This is a genomic window from Pulveribacter sp. (assembly GCF_032079985.1).
Classification (GTDB): domain Bacteria; phylum Pseudomonadota; class Gammaproteobacteria; order Burkholderiales; family Burkholderiaceae_C; genus Melaminivora.
The window spans coordinates 564,440-578,452 of record NZ_DAMATK010000002.1 but is presented as its reverse complement, the minus strand read 5'-3'; the positions used below and the strand labels follow the sequence as shown (position 1 = coordinate 578,452).

The window sequence follows — 14,013 nt, the reverse complement described above, 5'->3', positions numbered from 1 at the left end:
GGAGGTCCCATGACCCACCGCAGTGCCAGCCAGAAACGCCGCGCCTTCCGCGCGCTGCACCAGTCGGGCTGCTTCGTGCTGCCCAACCCCTGGGATGCCGGCAGCGCCAATGCCCTGGCGGCGCTGGGCTTCAAGGCGCTGGCGACCACCAGTTCGGGCTACGCCTGGTCCTGCGGCCGTGCGGACGGGCAGCTGTCCCGTGACGAGACCCTGGCGCATCTGCGCCACATGGCTGCAGCCACCGACCTGCCGATCAACGCCGATTTCGAAGGCGGCTTTGCGCAGACGCCCGAGGGCGTGGCCGAGAGCGTGCGCATGGCCATCGACACTGGCGTGGCCGGCCTTTCCATCGAAGACTCGACCGGTGACCCGCAAGCGCCTCTGCGCGACATGGCTGAGGCCGTGCAGCGCCTGCGCGCGGCGCGGGTCGCGATCGACGCAGCCGGTGGCGACACACTGCTGATCGGTCGGGCAGAGAACTTTTTCGTCGGCCGTCCCGATCTGGAGGACACAATTGCCCGTCTGCAGGCCTATGCGCAGGCCGGTGCGGACTGCCTGTACGCCCCGGGCATCCGAACGCGCGAGCAGATCAGTGCGGTGGTCGCGGCCGTGGCGCCCAAGCCGGTCAACGTGCTCATCGGCTGGCCGAGCGAGCTGACGCTGCAAGACCTGGCCGATCTCGGGGTGAGGCGCATCAGTGCCGGCGGTGCGCTGGCGCGTGCGGCATGGGGCGGCTTCATGCAGGCTGCTCGCACGCTCGCGGAGCAGGGGCGGTTCGATGGATTTGCGAACGCGCTGCCTGGGGCGGAGCTGAATGCGCTATTTGGCGGAAGGGTGGGGGCGCGCTGATACCTGGGCAGCCGCAGCTGCTTGCTCTAGCTAGCGAGGGGAGGGAATCCAGCGCCGGGGATGAGAAGCAGCTTGTCGCTGCGCCTGACCGGGGTCAGGCCATTGCTGGAGCGGGTGATGGGAATCGAACCCACGTTATTTGCTTGGGAAGCAAGAGTCCTACCATTGAACGACACCCGCGCGGCTGGAAGGAGACCGAAGGCGCGGATTGTAGCGCAGCCGCCAAGCCGCATGGGCAAGGGCGGAATGCAAGTGTTTTTGCCCTCCAGCCCTTGCTGGGCATGCGCCAGCAGCTATCAATACCGAAGCGCAGTGGTCACAGGCCGCCCAGGCACAGATACTTGAGCTCCACGTATTCCTCGATGCCGTGGCTCGACCCCTCGCGGCCCAGGCCAGACTGCTTGACGCCGCCAAAGGGGACCTGCTCGCTGGAGATCAGGCCCACGTTCACCCCCACCATGCCGGCCTCCAGCGCCTCGCCCACGCGGAAGATGCGCGCCATGTCGCGCGCATAGAAGTAGCTGGCCAGGCCGAACTCGGTGGCGTTGGCGGCAGCGACGGCTTCTTCCTCGGTCTTGAACTTGACGATGGGCGCCAGCGGGCCGAAGGTCTCCTCGCGCGCGAACAGCATGCCGGTGGTGGCGTCGGCCAGCACCGTGGGCTCGAAGAACTGGCCCGAGCCCAGGTCGCGCAGCGCCTTGCCGCCAGTGACGACGCGTGCGCCCTTGGAGACGGCGTCATCCAGGTGACGCTGTACCTTGTCCACCGCGGCCTTCTCGATCAGCGGGCCCAGCACCACGCCGTCCTCGAAGCCGTTGCCGACCTTGGCCTTCTTGACGCGAGCGGCGAACTTCTGCACGAACTCGTCATACACGCCTTCCTGTACGTAGAAGCGGTTGGTGCAGACGCAGGTCTGGCCGGCGTTGCGGTATTTGCTGGCAAACGCGCCTTCCACGGCGGCGTCCACGTCCGCGTCGTCGAAGACCAAAAAGGGCGCGTTGCCGCCCAGCTCCAGCGACAGCTTCTTGATTGTCGGCGCGCACTGCTCCATCAGGATGCGGCCGACCTCGGTGGAGCCGGTGAAGGACAGGTGGCGCACGTGCGCGCTCTGGCACAGCATCTTGCCCACGCCGGCCGCGTCGTCGCTGGTCACCACGTTCAGCACACCGGCCGGGATGCCGGCGCGCTGCGCCAGCTCGGCCGTGGCCAGGGCCGTCAGGGGCGTGAGCTCGGCCGGCTTGACGACCACCGTGCAACCGGCCGCGATGGCCGGCGCCACCTTGCGCGTGATCATGGCCAGGGGGAAGTTCCACGGCGTGATGGCGGCGCACACGCCGATGGGCTGGCGCAACACCAGCAGGCGGCAATCGTTCTGAAAGTGCGGCACCACCTCGCCGTTCACGCGCTTGGCCTCTTCGGCAAACCATTCGACGAAGCTGGCGCCATAGGCCACCTCACCGCGCGCCTCGGCCAGGGGCTTGCCGCCTTCGGCGGTGATCAGGCGGGCCAGGTCGTCCTGATGCTGCATGAGCAGCTCGAACCACTTGCGCAGCAGCTGGCTGCGCTCTTTGGCAGTGCGTGCGCTCCAGCCGGGCAGGGCTTCGCGGGCGGCGTCGATGGCGCTTTGCGTCTCGCGCGGGCCCAGGTTCGCCACGTCGGCCAGCTTGTGCCCGGTGGCCGGGTCGTGCACGGCCAGGCGCTGGCTGCCGGCGAACCACTGGCCGCCCAGCAGGGCGTCGGTCTTGAGCAGGCTGGGGTCGTCGAGGCGGGAAAGAGGCGAGGTCTGGGCATCCATGGCGTGGCTCCGCAAGCAGCAGGGGAGGGTGGGGAGAAGAACGCGCCAGCATAGCGCTGGGCGCCAAGGCTGCAGTCCCATCGCTGACAGGGGGCAAAACCTATAATTGCCGGTTGGCCGCGGCGGGCGCACGGCGCCGCCCGCCCCGAGCAAAAAACCCTTTCATACCCATGAGCACACGCACTTTTTCCGTTGCGGACATCCGCAAGACGTTCCTCGAGTTCTTCGCCGCCAAGGGGCACACGGTGGTGGCGTCCAGCCCGCTGGTGCCGGGCAACGATCCGACGCTGATGTTCACCAATTCAGGGATGGTGCAGTTCAAGGATGTGTTCCTGGGCACGGACAAGCGTCCCTACGTGCGCGCGGCCTCGGTGCAGACCTGCCTGCGCGCCGGCGGCAAGCACAACGACCTGGAGAACGTGGGCTACACCGCGCGCCACCACACCTTCTTCGAGATGCTGGGCAACTGGTCGTTCGGCGACTACTTCAAGCGCGAATCCATCCACTGGGGCTGGGAGCTGCTGACCCAGGTCTACGGCCTGCCGGCCGAGAAGCTGCTGGCCACGGTCTACCACGAGGACGACGAGGCCTACGACATCTGGACCAAGGAGATCGGCCTGCCGGCCGAGCGCGTGATCCGCATCGGCGACAACAAGGGCGGCAAGTACAAGAGCGACAACTTCTGGATGATGGCCGACACCGGCCCCTGCGGCCCGTGCTCGGAGATCTTCTACGACCACGGCCCGCACATCCCCGGCGGCCCCCCGGGCAGCCCCGAGGAGGACGGCGACCGCTTCATCGAGATCTGGAACCACGTGTTCATGCAGTTCGACATGAAGGAAGACGGCAGCGTGGTGCCGCTGCCCGCGCCCTGCGTGGACACCGGCATGGGCCTGGAGCGCCTGGCCGCCATCCTGCAGCACGTGCACAGCAACTACGAGATCGACCTGTTCGAGGCGCTGATCAAGGCCGCCGGCCGCGAGACCGGCACGGCCGACCTGGCCAACCCGTCGCTGAAGGTCATCGCCGACCACATCCGCGCCACCGCCTTCCTGGTGGCCGACGGCGTCATCCCCAGCAACGAGGGGCGCGGCTACGTGCAGCGGCGCATCATCCGCCGCGCCATCCGCCACGGCTACAAGCTGGGCTGCAAGAAGCCGTTCTTCCACAAGCTGGTGGCCGACCTGGTGGCGCAGATGGGCGACGCCTATCCCAAGCTGCGCGAGCAGCAGGAGCGCATCACCGAGGTGCTGCGCGTCGAGGAAGAGCGCTTCTTCGAGACCCTGGCGCACGGCATGGACATCCTGGACGCGGCGCTGGCCGGTGGCGCCGGAACGCTGGCGGGCGACGTGGCTTTCAAGCTGCACGACACCTACGGCTTCCCGCTGGACCTGACGCAGGACGTGGCGCGCGAGCGCGGCGTGGAGGTGGACAGCGCCGGCTTCGACGCCGCCATGGAGCGCCAGAAGACCCAGGCGCGCGCCGCCGGCAAGTTCAAGATGGACCGCGCGCTGGAGTACGTCGGCGCCGGCCACGACTTCACCGGCTACGAGCGCCTGGAGGAAAGCGCGCAGGTCCTTGCCCTGTACCACGAGGGCGCGCCTGTGCAGCAGCTCACCGAGGGCCAGAGCGGCGTGGTGGTGCTGTCGTCCACGCCGTTCTATGCCGAGTCCGGCGGCCAAGTGGGCGACCAGGGCGTGCTGGCGGCCGAAGGGGTGCAGTTCGGCGTGGTGGACACGCAGAAGATCCGCGCCGACGTCTTCGGTCACCACGGCACGCAGACACAAGGCACCTTGCGCGTGGGCGACACCGTCGCCGCGCGCGTGGACACGCAGCTGCGCGCCGCCACCGTGCGCAACCACAGCGCCACGCACCTGATGCACAAGGCGCTGCGCGAAGTGCTGGGCAGCCACGTGCAGCAAAAAGGCTCGCTGGTCAATGACGAGCGCACGCGCTTCGACTTCACACACAACGCGCCCCTGACCGACGCCCAGATCACCGAGATCGAACGCCTGGTGAACCAGGAAATCCTGGCCAACGAAGGCACGCAGGCGCGCGTGATGGATATCGAAAGCGCCCAGAAGACCGGCGCCATGATGCTGTTCGGCGAGAAGTACGGCGAGACCGTGCGTGTGCTGGACATCGGCACCAGCCGCGAGCTGTGCGGCGGTACGCACGTGGCACGCACCGGCGATATCGGCTTGTTCAAGATCGTGGCCGAAAGCGGCGTGGCCGCGGGTGTGCGCCGCGTGGAAGCCATCACCGGCGCCAATGCACTGGCCTACGTGCAGCAGCTCGAGGCCACGCTCGAATCGGCTGCTGCCACCCTGAAGGCCCCGCTGGCCGAGGTGCAGCCGCGCCTGGCCCAGGTGCTGGAGCAGGTGCGCAGCCTGGAAAAGGAACTGGCCGCACTCAAGAGCCGCATGGCCGCGTCGCAGGGCGACGAGCTGGTCAACCAGGCTGTCGATGTGAAGGGCTTGAAGGTGCTGGCCGCGCAGCTGCCCGGCGCCGATGCCAAGGCCCTGCGCGAGACCATGGACAAGCTCAAGGACAAGCTCAAGACCGCCGCCATCGTGCTGGCTGCCGTGGATGGCGACAAGGTGCAGCTGGCCGCCGGGGTGACGGCCGACAGCCTCGGCCGCGTCAAGGCCGGAGAGCTGGTGAACTTCGTTGCCGCCCAGGTGGGCGGCAAGGGCGGCGGCAAGCCCGACATGGCCATGGCCGGCGGCACCGACCCGTCGGCGCTGCCGCAGGCGCTGGCTTCGGTCGCCGCCTGGGTGCAGGAACGCGCCTGAGAAACGAATCAGGCCCGCATGGTGCGGGCCTGATGCCGGGTGAGGTCGGCGCCGCGGGCGGGGCCTAAAACAGCTCCACCTCGTCGTGCGCCACTTTCTGCCCCAGCGAGGCGCTGGCCACCAGGTCCTCGTAGTGGCGCACCTGGTTGCGCCCGTGCTCCTTGGCAAAGTACAGCGCCTGGTCGGCCCGGCCGATCACCTCCACCGGTGCGCCGCCCTGCGCGGCGGCAAAGCCGATGCTGACGGTGATGTGGCCGATCTGCGGGAACTCGTGCGCCTCGATCGTGGAGCGCAGGCGCTCCAGCGCCATGCGGGCCTGGGCCAGCGTGGCCGACCGCAGCAGCACCACGAATTCCTCCCCACCGAAGCGGAATATACGGTCCTGCGAGCGAAACAGGCTGCGCAGCCGGTTGGCCACCAGGATCAGCACCTCGTCGCCGTAGAGGTGGCCAAAGCGGTCGTTGACCAGCTTGAAGTGGTCGATGTCCACCACGGCCAGCCACTGGCCCGGCACTTCCGGGTCCTGGCGCGCATCCCAGCTCTCCACGCCGGGCTGGCGGGCGAACTGCTCGTCAAAGGTCTTGCGGTTGAGCAGCCCGGTGAGGGCATCGCGCTCGCTGTAGTCCAGCAGGCTCTGGTAGTTCTGGTAGACGAGATACACGCCGGCAATCACGTCGCGCTGGTGTCGCGTGAAGGCCTTGGGCTGGGTGATCTCCAGGCAGGCGTGGGCGCGCTCGCCCAGCCACACGGGCATCCACAACGTGTGCCCGTGCTCCTCGACGCGTCCGACGCTCTTGCCGCCGCTGGCGATGCACTTCGCCAGTTCGGGCAGCTCGGGCAGGGCGAAGGCGGCCGGGTCGGCCAGCGCCTCGTACTCGCTGGTGACGATGCTCCCGCCCTCGCTCCAGCTGCGCGGGCGCAGCCAGGTCTCGCCGTCATGGGTGAACATTTCCAGCGCCCGCACGCGCGTGTCACGCCCCTGCAGCAGCAGCGTGGACAGCACCGACACCTCCAGGCGCAGATGGTCGCGGTGGGCCGTCATTTCGGCCAGGTTGCGCAGCAGGGGTTTCATCAAGATTGCTTCAACAAGGACGTCAAAAAAGTCCTGCCACCGGCTCAGGGAGAGGGGCGGCGGCGGAACACCACGTCCCACACGCCGTGGCCCAGGCGCAGGCCGCGGTTTTCAAACTTGGTCAGGGGCCGGTAGTCGGGCTTGTGCGCGTAGCCTTCGGCGGTGTTGGCCAGCAGGCTCTCGGCCGACAGCACCTGCAGCATCTGCTCCGCATAAGGCTGCCAGTCGGTGGCGCAGTGCAGGTAGCCGCCGGGCTTGAGGCGGCTGGCCAGGCGGGCGATCAGCGGCGGCTGGATCAGCCGGCGCTTGTGGTGGCGCTTCTTGTGCCACGGGTCGGGAAAGAAGATGTGCACACCGTCCAGCATGTCCGGCGCCAGCATGTGCTCCAGCACCTCCACGGCGTCGTGCTGCAGGATGCGGATGTTGTCGATGCCGTGCTCGCCGATGCGCTTGAGCAGCGCGCCCACGCCGGGCTCGTGCACCTCGCAGCACAGGAAGTTTTCTTGTGGGCGCACCTGGGCGATGTGGGCCGTGGCCTCGCCCATGCCGAAGCCGATCTCCAGGATCAGCGGCGCCTGGCGGCCGAAGGCGGCGGCCGCGTCCAGCAGCCGGGGCTGGTAGTCGAGCACGTAGCGCGGGCCCAGTTCTTCCAGCGCGCGCGACTGGCCGCTGGTGGTGCGGCCGGCACGGCGCACGTAGCTCTTGATGCCCTTGGGATGGGCGACGTCGGCCGGGGCACCGGCGGGAGGCTGAGGAGACGACACGGAGAAAACAGGGGATGCGATCACGGGGCAGGATTGTAGATTCGCGCCCAGGCGAGCGCCCATAGGGCAAGCCCTTCGCCCTGCGTGGCGCCCGGTGGTGCGGCGGGCAGGCCCAGGGCCTGGGCGGCCTGGCCCAGGGCCGCCAGCGGCCGGGTTTCGTCGATGGCCGGCGCGCCGTGCTGCTTGGACAGCTTCTCGCCGTCTTCGCCGCGCACCAGCGGCGCGTGCAGGTAGCGCGGCGTGGGCAGGCCCAGGGCCGACTGCAGCAGGATCTGGCGGGGGGTGTTGTCGGTCAGGTCCTCGCCGCGCACGATGTGGGTGATGCCCTGCTCGGCATCGTCCACCACCACGGCCAGCTGGTAGGACCACAGGCCGTCGGCGCGGCGCAGCACGAAGTCACCCACTTGGGCGGCCACGTCCTGGTGCTGTGCGCCCAGGCGGCGGTCGTGCCAGCGCACGCCGTCCGTTGCTATCGAAAAAGTAGCTGCTGACGCTTGACTGGTAAGCGCCGGAGGCCGATTTGACTGATATTTTTCCGTATGGAACCGCCAGGCCCGCGCCGCCCGCCCGCCCAGGCCGGCGCGACAGGTGCCGGGATAGGGGCGCTCCACATGGCGCTGGTGCGCCAGGCCGCGGGCGGCCAGGGCAGCATCGATGTCGCGCCGGGTGCAGGCACAGGGATAAGCCAGGCCGCGCACGCGCAGCGTGTCCAGCGCCTGCTGATAGTGGTCGGTGCGGCGGGACTGGTACAGCGGCGGCTCGTCCGGGTGCAGGCCGCAGGCAGCCAGCTGGGCCAGAATGCGCTCGGCCGCGCCGGCCTGGCAGCGCGGCGGGTCCACGTCCTCGATGCGCACCAGCCAGCGCCCGCTGGACGCGCGTGCGTCCAGCCAGCTAGCCAGCGCGGCCACCAGCGAGCCGGCGTGCAGCGGACCGGTGGGAGAGGGGGCGAAGCGGCCGATGTAGCCCAAGGGTTCTTAAGCGGCGGCCAGGGCCAGGGACAGCCCGGAGACGAAGGCGTCCTCCAGCCGGTGCCCCAGGCACCAGTCGCCGCAGGCGCCCAGGCCGGTGGCGGCGTCCCAGACGAAGGGCTGGCCCAGGGGTGACTGGGTCTGCGCATGCGGCCAGCAGCGCACCTGGCTGTGTGTGGGCGCGGCGTGGATGCCCGTGATCTCGGCGAAGGCACGCGTGAGCTTGTCGCGGATGCGGGCCGGGTCGTCGTTCAGGTGCTCGGCGGACCACTGGGGCGAGGCCTGCACCGTCCAGCGCTCGATCTGCGCGCGCCCGGGCTTGCTGGACTCGCGCGCCAGCCAGGCCACGCGGTGGTGGGTGCTGCGCGCGGCGTTCCACTGCGGGCCCAGCGTGGTCAGGCCGGGGCGCACGGCCTGCGCGAAGGCCAGCATCAGCGTCCAGCAGGGGGCGATATGGGTGTCGGCCAGCGCCTCGCCCCAGGCCGGCGCCACGGCGCATTCGGCCAGCAGGGTCTGGGTGAGCGGGGCCGGCAGCGCGAACACCACGCCGTCAAAGCCTGCATAGGTGCGCGTGCCCCCGTCGACCGAGGCGGTGCGCAGCTGCCAGGCCAGGGGACGCATGGGGTCGTGCTCGATGTGGGTGACGGCGGTGTGCGTGTGCAGCCGGCCTTCGTTGACCAGGGGCTGGCCCCAGGCCTGAACCAGCGCGTCCATGGTGGGCGTGGCCACCCAGTGGGCTTCGCCGGGCGGCGGCGCGGCGGCGGCCACACGGCCCAGCGGGTCGAGCACGCGCACGGTGCTGGCGCTCCAGCGCCGGCACAGCCCGGGCATGGTGGCCAGCGCGCGCTCGAAACGCTCGTCGCGCACCGTGAAGTACTGCGCGCCGGCGTCGAAGCTGCCGTAGGCCGTGTCGAGCGAGCCGGTGCGCCCGCCGATGCGTGGCAGCTTTTCCAGCACCGTCACGTCGTGCCCCGCCTGCGCCAGCGTGCGTGCGCAGGCAACGCCGGCCATGCCGGCTCCCACCACGGCAAAGCGCCGCGGCCCGGCAGGCGTGGCGGTGGGTGACATGGTGGGCTGGTGGTCTGTCATGGCGGGCCTTCGCGCGGGGGATGGGGGCGCCCGGAGGGAGGCCGGGCGGGTGCCGGCCCTACTCTACACGTGCCCTGAGGCGTGGTGGGCGTGGTCGGCCTATGCCGGGTGGTTTTCCAGCAGCGCGCGGCGCGTCGTGCTGCTGCGCAGCTGCTGCAGCCACCACAGCAGGGCGCGGCCGTGGGTCTCGGGCTGGTTCTCACGCCACATGTAGGCCAGGCGCACGCGCCGCACCGGACGGGCCACGCGGCGCACGACGAGCTGGCCGCTGTCCAGATAGGGGCGCACCATGGCCTCGGGCAGAAAGCCGCAGCCCAGCCCCAGCAGCTGCGCCTGCACCTTGGCACGCAGGCTGTGCACCGTGAGTACGTCCTGGCCGGACAGCACGCCCAGCGTTACGGTGTTGTGCCGCCCCGAATCGGCCACGGCGACCAGGCGGTGCGCGCGCAGCGTGGCGTCGTTCAGCGGCTCGGGCAGCCCGGCCAGCGGGTGGTGGGGCGCCACGGCGAATACGAAGCGCGTCTCGCCCAGCGGCTCGGCCTGCAGGCCGGCGATGTTGGGCGAGGGCACGGCCACGCCGATGGCCAGGTCGGCCTGCCCCGTGATGAGGGCCTCGGCCGTGCCGCTCAGGATGCCTTCGCGCCACTTCAGCCGGGTGGGCGGTGACTGGGCGTAGAAGGCCTCCACCAGCTCCAGCAGCGTGGTCGGCGAGATCACGCCGTCCACCGACAGGGTCAGCTGCGCCTCCCAGCCGGTGGCGACGCGGCGCACGCGCTGGGCGATGGCGTCCATGTCCTCCAGCAGCCGCGTGCCGTCGCGCAGCAGGGCCAGGCCGGCCTCGGTGGGGCGCGCCTGGCGCGCGCCGCGGTCGAACAGCAGTACGTCCAGCGCATCCTCGATCTGGCGCACACGGTAGGTGAGGGCGCTGGGCACCAGGCCCAGCTGGCGCGCGGCGGCGGCGAAGCTGCCGGTGTCGGCGATGCTTTGCAACAGGGCCAGGTTGTCGGGCGTGAGGGCGCTGCGTGGAGTATTCATGGGCGTGCGCGGAGGTTCAACGGCTTTGAATGATGCCGTCAATTGCACAGCACCTACGCGCCGTGCCCGCGTCCTACCATGGAATGCTCTATCGCACGCCCCAAGGACCCTCTATGCAGACCCTTCGCCCCGCGCACGAGCGCGGCCAGGCCGACCACGGCTGGCTGCAGTCGCAGCACAGCTTTTCATTCGCCGAGTACTACGACCCGCAGCACATGGGCTGGGGCAACCTGCGCGTGATCAACGAGGATCGCGTGGCGCCGGGCATGGGCTTTGGCACGCATGGCCACCGCGACATGGAGATCATCAGCTACGTGCTGTCGGGCGAACTGGCGCACCGCGACAGCATGGGCAACGTGGAAACCATCCCTGCCGGCGACGTGCAGCGCATGAGCGCCGGCACGGGCGTGATGCACAGCGAGTTCAATCACGCCAAGGACCAGACCACGCACTTCCTGCAGATCTGGATCCTGCCGGACACGGCCGGCGTGACGCCCGGCTACGAGCAGGTCAGCCTAAAGGAAGAGGACAAGCGCGGCCGCCTGGCGTGCATCGTCGCCCCGCAAGGCCAGGGCGGTGCGCTGTCCATGCACGCCGACGCGCGGCTGTACGCCGGCCTGTTTGACGGTGCCGAGAGCGCGCGGCTGGTGCTGGCGCCGGCGCGCAAGGGCTATGTGCACGTGGTGCGCGGCCGCATCGAGGCCAACGGCACGCCCCTGCAGACGGGCGACGCGCTGCTGCTGGAAGGCGAGCCGGGCGTGACGCTGACGCGCGGCCGGGGCGCCGAGGTGCTGGTGTTCGACCTGGCACCCTGACGGGTTGCTATTGTTCTAATAGCTGCCGGCGCTTGACTGGCGGGCGCTACAGGCCTATTTGGCTTGCATCCGCTGCCACTGCCCCTGGATGCGCATCTCGTGCGGCATGAAGCGCGCCTTATAGCTCATCTTGGGGCTTTGCTCGATCCAGTAGCCCAGGTACACGTGGGGCAGGCCCAGCGTGCGGGCCTGCTGGATCTGCCACAGCACGCTGTAGGTGCCGTAGCTGGCGCCTTCTTCGGGCTCGTAGAAGGTGTAGACGGCGGACAGGCCGTCGTCCAGCACGTCCAGGATGGAGACCATCTTCAGCACGCCCGGCTCGCCGCCGTCGGCCGCCGGCTCGCGGAACTCCACCAGGCGCGAATTCACCCGGCTTTGCAGCAGGAACTGGGTGTACTGGTCGATGCTGTCGTGGTCCATGCCGCCGCCGGCGTGGCGAGCGTTCTGGTAGCGCAGGTACAGCTGGTAGTGCTCGGGCACGTAGCACAGGCGCAGCACGCGCGCCTGCAGGTGGGCGTGGCGGCGTTCGGCGCGGCGCTGGCTGCGGTCGGGCCGGAACTGCTCGGCCAGCACGCGCAGCGGCACGCAGGCCTGGCAGCCGTCGCAGTGCGGCCGGTACGTGAACATGCCGCTCCTGCGAAAGCCCTGGGCCACCAGGTCGGAGTACACGGTGTTCTGGATCAGGTGGCTGGGGGTGGCCACCTGCGAGCGCGCCTGGCGCCGCGGCAGATAGCTGCACGCATACGGCGCCGTGGCGTAGAACTGCAGGCTTTGCAGCGGGAGTTCGTTGAGTTGCGTCACGCGTCTTGCACAGGCAGAAGTTCGTTCCAGTATAGGGAGCTGAACTGCCACACGAAGTCGGACAGCGCGCTGGCCCGCGCCACATGGGCCAGGAAGGGCGCGCGCGGCATCTCGCGAGCGCCCAGCGAGGCCAGGTGGCGGGTGTTTTGCTGGCAGTCGATCAGCTCCACCCCGGCGCGCCGGCACAGGCACACCAGCGCGGCCAGGGCGATTTTCGAGGCATCGGTGGCGTGGGCGAACATGGATTCGCCAAACACCGCCCGGCCCAGCGCCACGCAGTACAGGCCGCCCACCAGGCGGCCGCCCACCCAGGTCTCCACGCTGTGCGCGTGGCCGGCGGCGTGCAGCGCCTCGTAGGCGGTCACCATCTCCGGCACGATCCAGGTGCCGCCCTGGCCCTCGCGCGGCGTGCCGGCGCAGGCGCCGATGACGGCGGAAAAGTCGCAGTCCACCCGTACCTCGCAGCCAGGCGCGGCGCGAAAGCGCTGCAGCGTCTTTCTCAAGGAGCGGTGCAGGCGGAACTGAGCCACCGGCAGCACCATGCGCGGCTCGGGGCTCCACCAGAGGATGGGCTGGCCCTCGCTGAACCACGGGAAGGTGCCCTGCCGGTAGGCCTGCACCAGGCGCGGCACGGACAGCGAGCCGCCGGCCGCCAGCAGGCCAGGGGCGGGCGACGAGTCGTCCCACGCCTGCTCAGGCGCGGGCAGAGGCTCGTGGACGTTCAGCCAGGGCAACGGGAAAGCCATGCCGGTCACTATTGAATAGATAGCTGCCAGCGCTTGTCTGGCGGGCGTTTAAGGGCAAAAAGACGCTGAATCAAAGCCCCAGCACCTTGGCCACGTAGTCCGCGTCCTTGTCGCCCCGGCCCGACAGGTTGACCAGGATGTGCTGGTCGTTGGCGAGCGTCGGCGCCACGCGCATGGCCCAGGCAACGGCATGGGCGCTCTCCAGCGCCGGGATGATGCCCTCCACGCGCGACAGACGCATGAAGGCCTCCAGCGTCTGCTGATCGTCGGCCACCTCGTAGCGCACCCGGCCCAGGTCCTTCAGGTAACTGTGCTGCGGACCGATGCCAGGGTAGTCCAGGCCGGAGGCGATGCTGTGCACGGCGGCCGGCACGCCCGGCGCGTCCTCCAGCACGTAGCACTTCATGCCGTGGATCTCGCCGGGCTTGCCCATGGTCAGCGTGGCGGCGTGGCGGCCTTGCTTGTCCGTGCCCTCGCCAGCGGGCTCGACACCCACCAGCTGCACGTTGGCGTCGTTCAGGAAGGCGGTGAACATGCCCATGGCGTTGGAGCCGCCGCCCACGCAGGCGGCCACGTAGTCGGGCAGGCGGCCGTGCTTGGCCTGGAACTGCTCGCGTGCCTCGCGGCCGATGATGCTCTGGAAGTCGCGCACCATCATCGGGAAGGGGTGCGGGCCGACCACCGAGCCGATGGCGTACAGGTAGTCAGTGGGGTTGTTCAGGTATTCCTCGAAGGCGCTGTCCACCGCCTCCTTGAGCGTGGCGGCGCCGCGCGTCACGGCCACCAGTTTGGCGCCCAGGATGCGCATTTTGGTGACGTTGGGGTGTTCCTTTTCGATGTCCACCTGGCCCATGTGGATCTCACAGGGAATGCCCACCAGCGCGCAGGCCGTGGCCAGCGCCACGCCGTGCTGGCCGGCGCCGGTCTCGGCAATGACCTTCTTCTTGCCCATGAACCTGGCCAGCAGCGCTTCGCCCAGGCAGTGGTTGATCTTGTGTGCGCCGGTGTGGTTGAGGTCTTCGCGCTTCAAGTGGATCTGCGCGCCGCCCAGCTGCTGGGACAGCCGCCGCGCGTGGAAGATGGGGCTGGGCCGGCCCACATAGTCGGCGAACAGCTGGGCCAGCTCGTCCTGGAAGTCGCGCCGCTGCGTGATCTCGGCGTAGGCGGCGTTGATGTCGTCCATGGCCTGCTTCAGGTGCGGCGGCACCAGCTGGCCGCCGTAAGGGCCGAAGAAGCCGTCGGCGTCGGGCATGGGGGCGAAGGAGGGCAGGCTGCTGGTCATGG

General features: G+C 69.6%; 12 protein-coding genes and 1 tRNA gene. 3 read left to right on the top strand and 10 right to left on the bottom strand.

What is annotated here, in order from left to right; translation table 11 throughout:
• Window positions 1-9 precede the first annotated feature (9 nt).
• Entirely contained in the window at window positions 10-849 is an 840-nt protein-coding gene (locus RT282_RS08980; protein ID WP_313313319.1) for an isocitrate lyase/phosphoenolpyruvate mutase family protein, read from the top strand.
• Between the two features lie 106 nt (window positions 850-955).
• Here the strand turns inward: RT282_RS08980 and RT282_RS08975 are convergent.
• Both RT282_RS08975 and RT282_RS08970 read right to left on the bottom strand, forming a co-directional pair.
• A tRNA-Gly gene (locus tag RT282_RS08975) sits at window positions 956-1,029 on the bottom strand.
• A gap of 136 nt (window positions 1,030-1,165) precedes the next feature.
• Window positions 1,166-2,644, bottom strand: a complete 1,479-nt coding sequence (locus RT282_RS08970) for an NAD-dependent succinate-semialdehyde dehydrogenase (RefSeq protein ID WP_313313317.1) — start codon at window positions 2,642-2,644, stop codon at window positions 1,166-1,168.
• A 170-nt stretch (window positions 2,645-2,814) separates the two neighbouring features.
• Here RT282_RS08970 and alaS point away from each other — a divergent pair, with 170 nt between their 5' ends.
• The gene (alaS, locus tag RT282_RS08965; protein WP_313313316.1) at window positions 2,815-5,439 is read left to right on the top strand and encodes an alanine--tRNA ligase; all 2,625 of its coding nucleotides are present in this window, start codon (window positions 2,815-2,817) and stop codon (window positions 5,437-5,439) included.
• A 64-nt stretch (window positions 5,440-5,503) separates the two neighbouring features.
• On the opposite strand, the gene RT282_RS08960 is transcribed toward alaS, so the two are convergent.
• From RT282_RS08960 to RT282_RS08940, 5 genes are all read right to left on the bottom strand, one after another.
• The gene (locus tag RT282_RS08960) at window positions 5,504-6,511 is read right to left on the bottom strand and encodes a GGDEF domain-containing protein (RefSeq protein WP_313313315.1); all 1,008 of its coding nucleotides are present in this window, start codon (window positions 6,509-6,511) and stop codon (window positions 5,504-5,506) included.
• Window positions 6,512-6,555: 44 nt separating this feature from the next.
• The gene (gene trmB / locus RT282_RS08955; protein WP_313313314.1) at window positions 6,556-7,338 is read right to left on the bottom strand and encodes a tRNA (guanosine(46)-N7)-methyltransferase TrmB; all 783 of its coding nucleotides are present in this window, start codon (window positions 7,336-7,338) and stop codon (window positions 6,556-6,558) included.
• Window positions 7,296-8,243: a tRNA glutamyl-Q(34) synthetase GluQRS gene (gene gluQRS, locus RT282_RS08950; protein WP_313313313.1), complete on the bottom strand. Its 948-nt coding sequence runs from the start codon at window positions 8,241-8,243 to the stop codon at window positions 7,296-7,298. The genes trmB and gluQRS overlap by 43 nt, the downstream gene beginning before the upstream one ends.
• 6 nt (window positions 8,244-8,249) lie before the next feature.
• The gene (locus RT282_RS08945; RefSeq protein ID WP_313313312.1) at window positions 8,250-9,332 is read right to left on the bottom strand and encodes an NAD(P)/FAD-dependent oxidoreductase; all 1,083 of its coding nucleotides are present in this window, start codon (window positions 9,330-9,332) and stop codon (window positions 8,250-8,252) included.
• Between the two features lie 99 nt (window positions 9,333-9,431).
• Entirely contained in the window at window positions 9,432-10,367 is a 936-nt protein-coding gene (locus tag RT282_RS08940) for a LysR family transcriptional regulator (RefSeq protein WP_313313311.1), read from the bottom strand.
• Window positions 10,368-10,480: 113 nt separating this feature from the next.
• Between RT282_RS08940 and RT282_RS08935 the strand changes: the two genes are divergently transcribed.
• Entirely contained in the window at window positions 10,481-11,182 is a 702-nt protein-coding gene (locus RT282_RS08935; protein WP_313313309.1) for a pirin family protein, read from the top strand.
• A gap of 54 nt (window positions 11,183-11,236) precedes the next feature.
• Here RT282_RS08935 and RT282_RS08930 read toward each other — a convergent pair whose 3' ends face one another.
• The 3 genes from RT282_RS08930 to trpB all read right to left on the bottom strand — a co-directional run bounded on the left by RT282_RS08930 (window position 11,237) and on the right by trpB (window position 14,011).
• Window positions 11,237-11,983, bottom strand: a complete 747-nt coding sequence (locus tag RT282_RS08930; protein WP_313313307.1) for an arginyltransferase — start codon at window positions 11,981-11,983, stop codon at window positions 11,237-11,239.
• On the bottom strand, window positions 11,980-12,729 hold the full coding sequence (gene aat / locus RT282_RS08925) for a leucyl/phenylalanyl-tRNA--protein transferase (RefSeq protein ID WP_313313306.1): 750 nt from the start codon (window positions 12,727-12,729) through the stop codon (window positions 11,980-11,982). Before aat ends, RT282_RS08930 begins: the two co-directional genes overlap by 4 nt.
• Window positions 12,730-12,799: 70 nt before the next feature.
• The gene (gene trpB, locus RT282_RS08920) at window positions 12,800-14,011 is read right to left on the bottom strand and encodes a tryptophan synthase subunit beta (RefSeq protein WP_313313304.1); all 1,212 of its coding nucleotides are present in this window, start codon (window positions 14,009-14,011) and stop codon (window positions 12,800-12,802) included.
• Window positions 14,012-14,013: the final 2 nt, after the last annotated feature.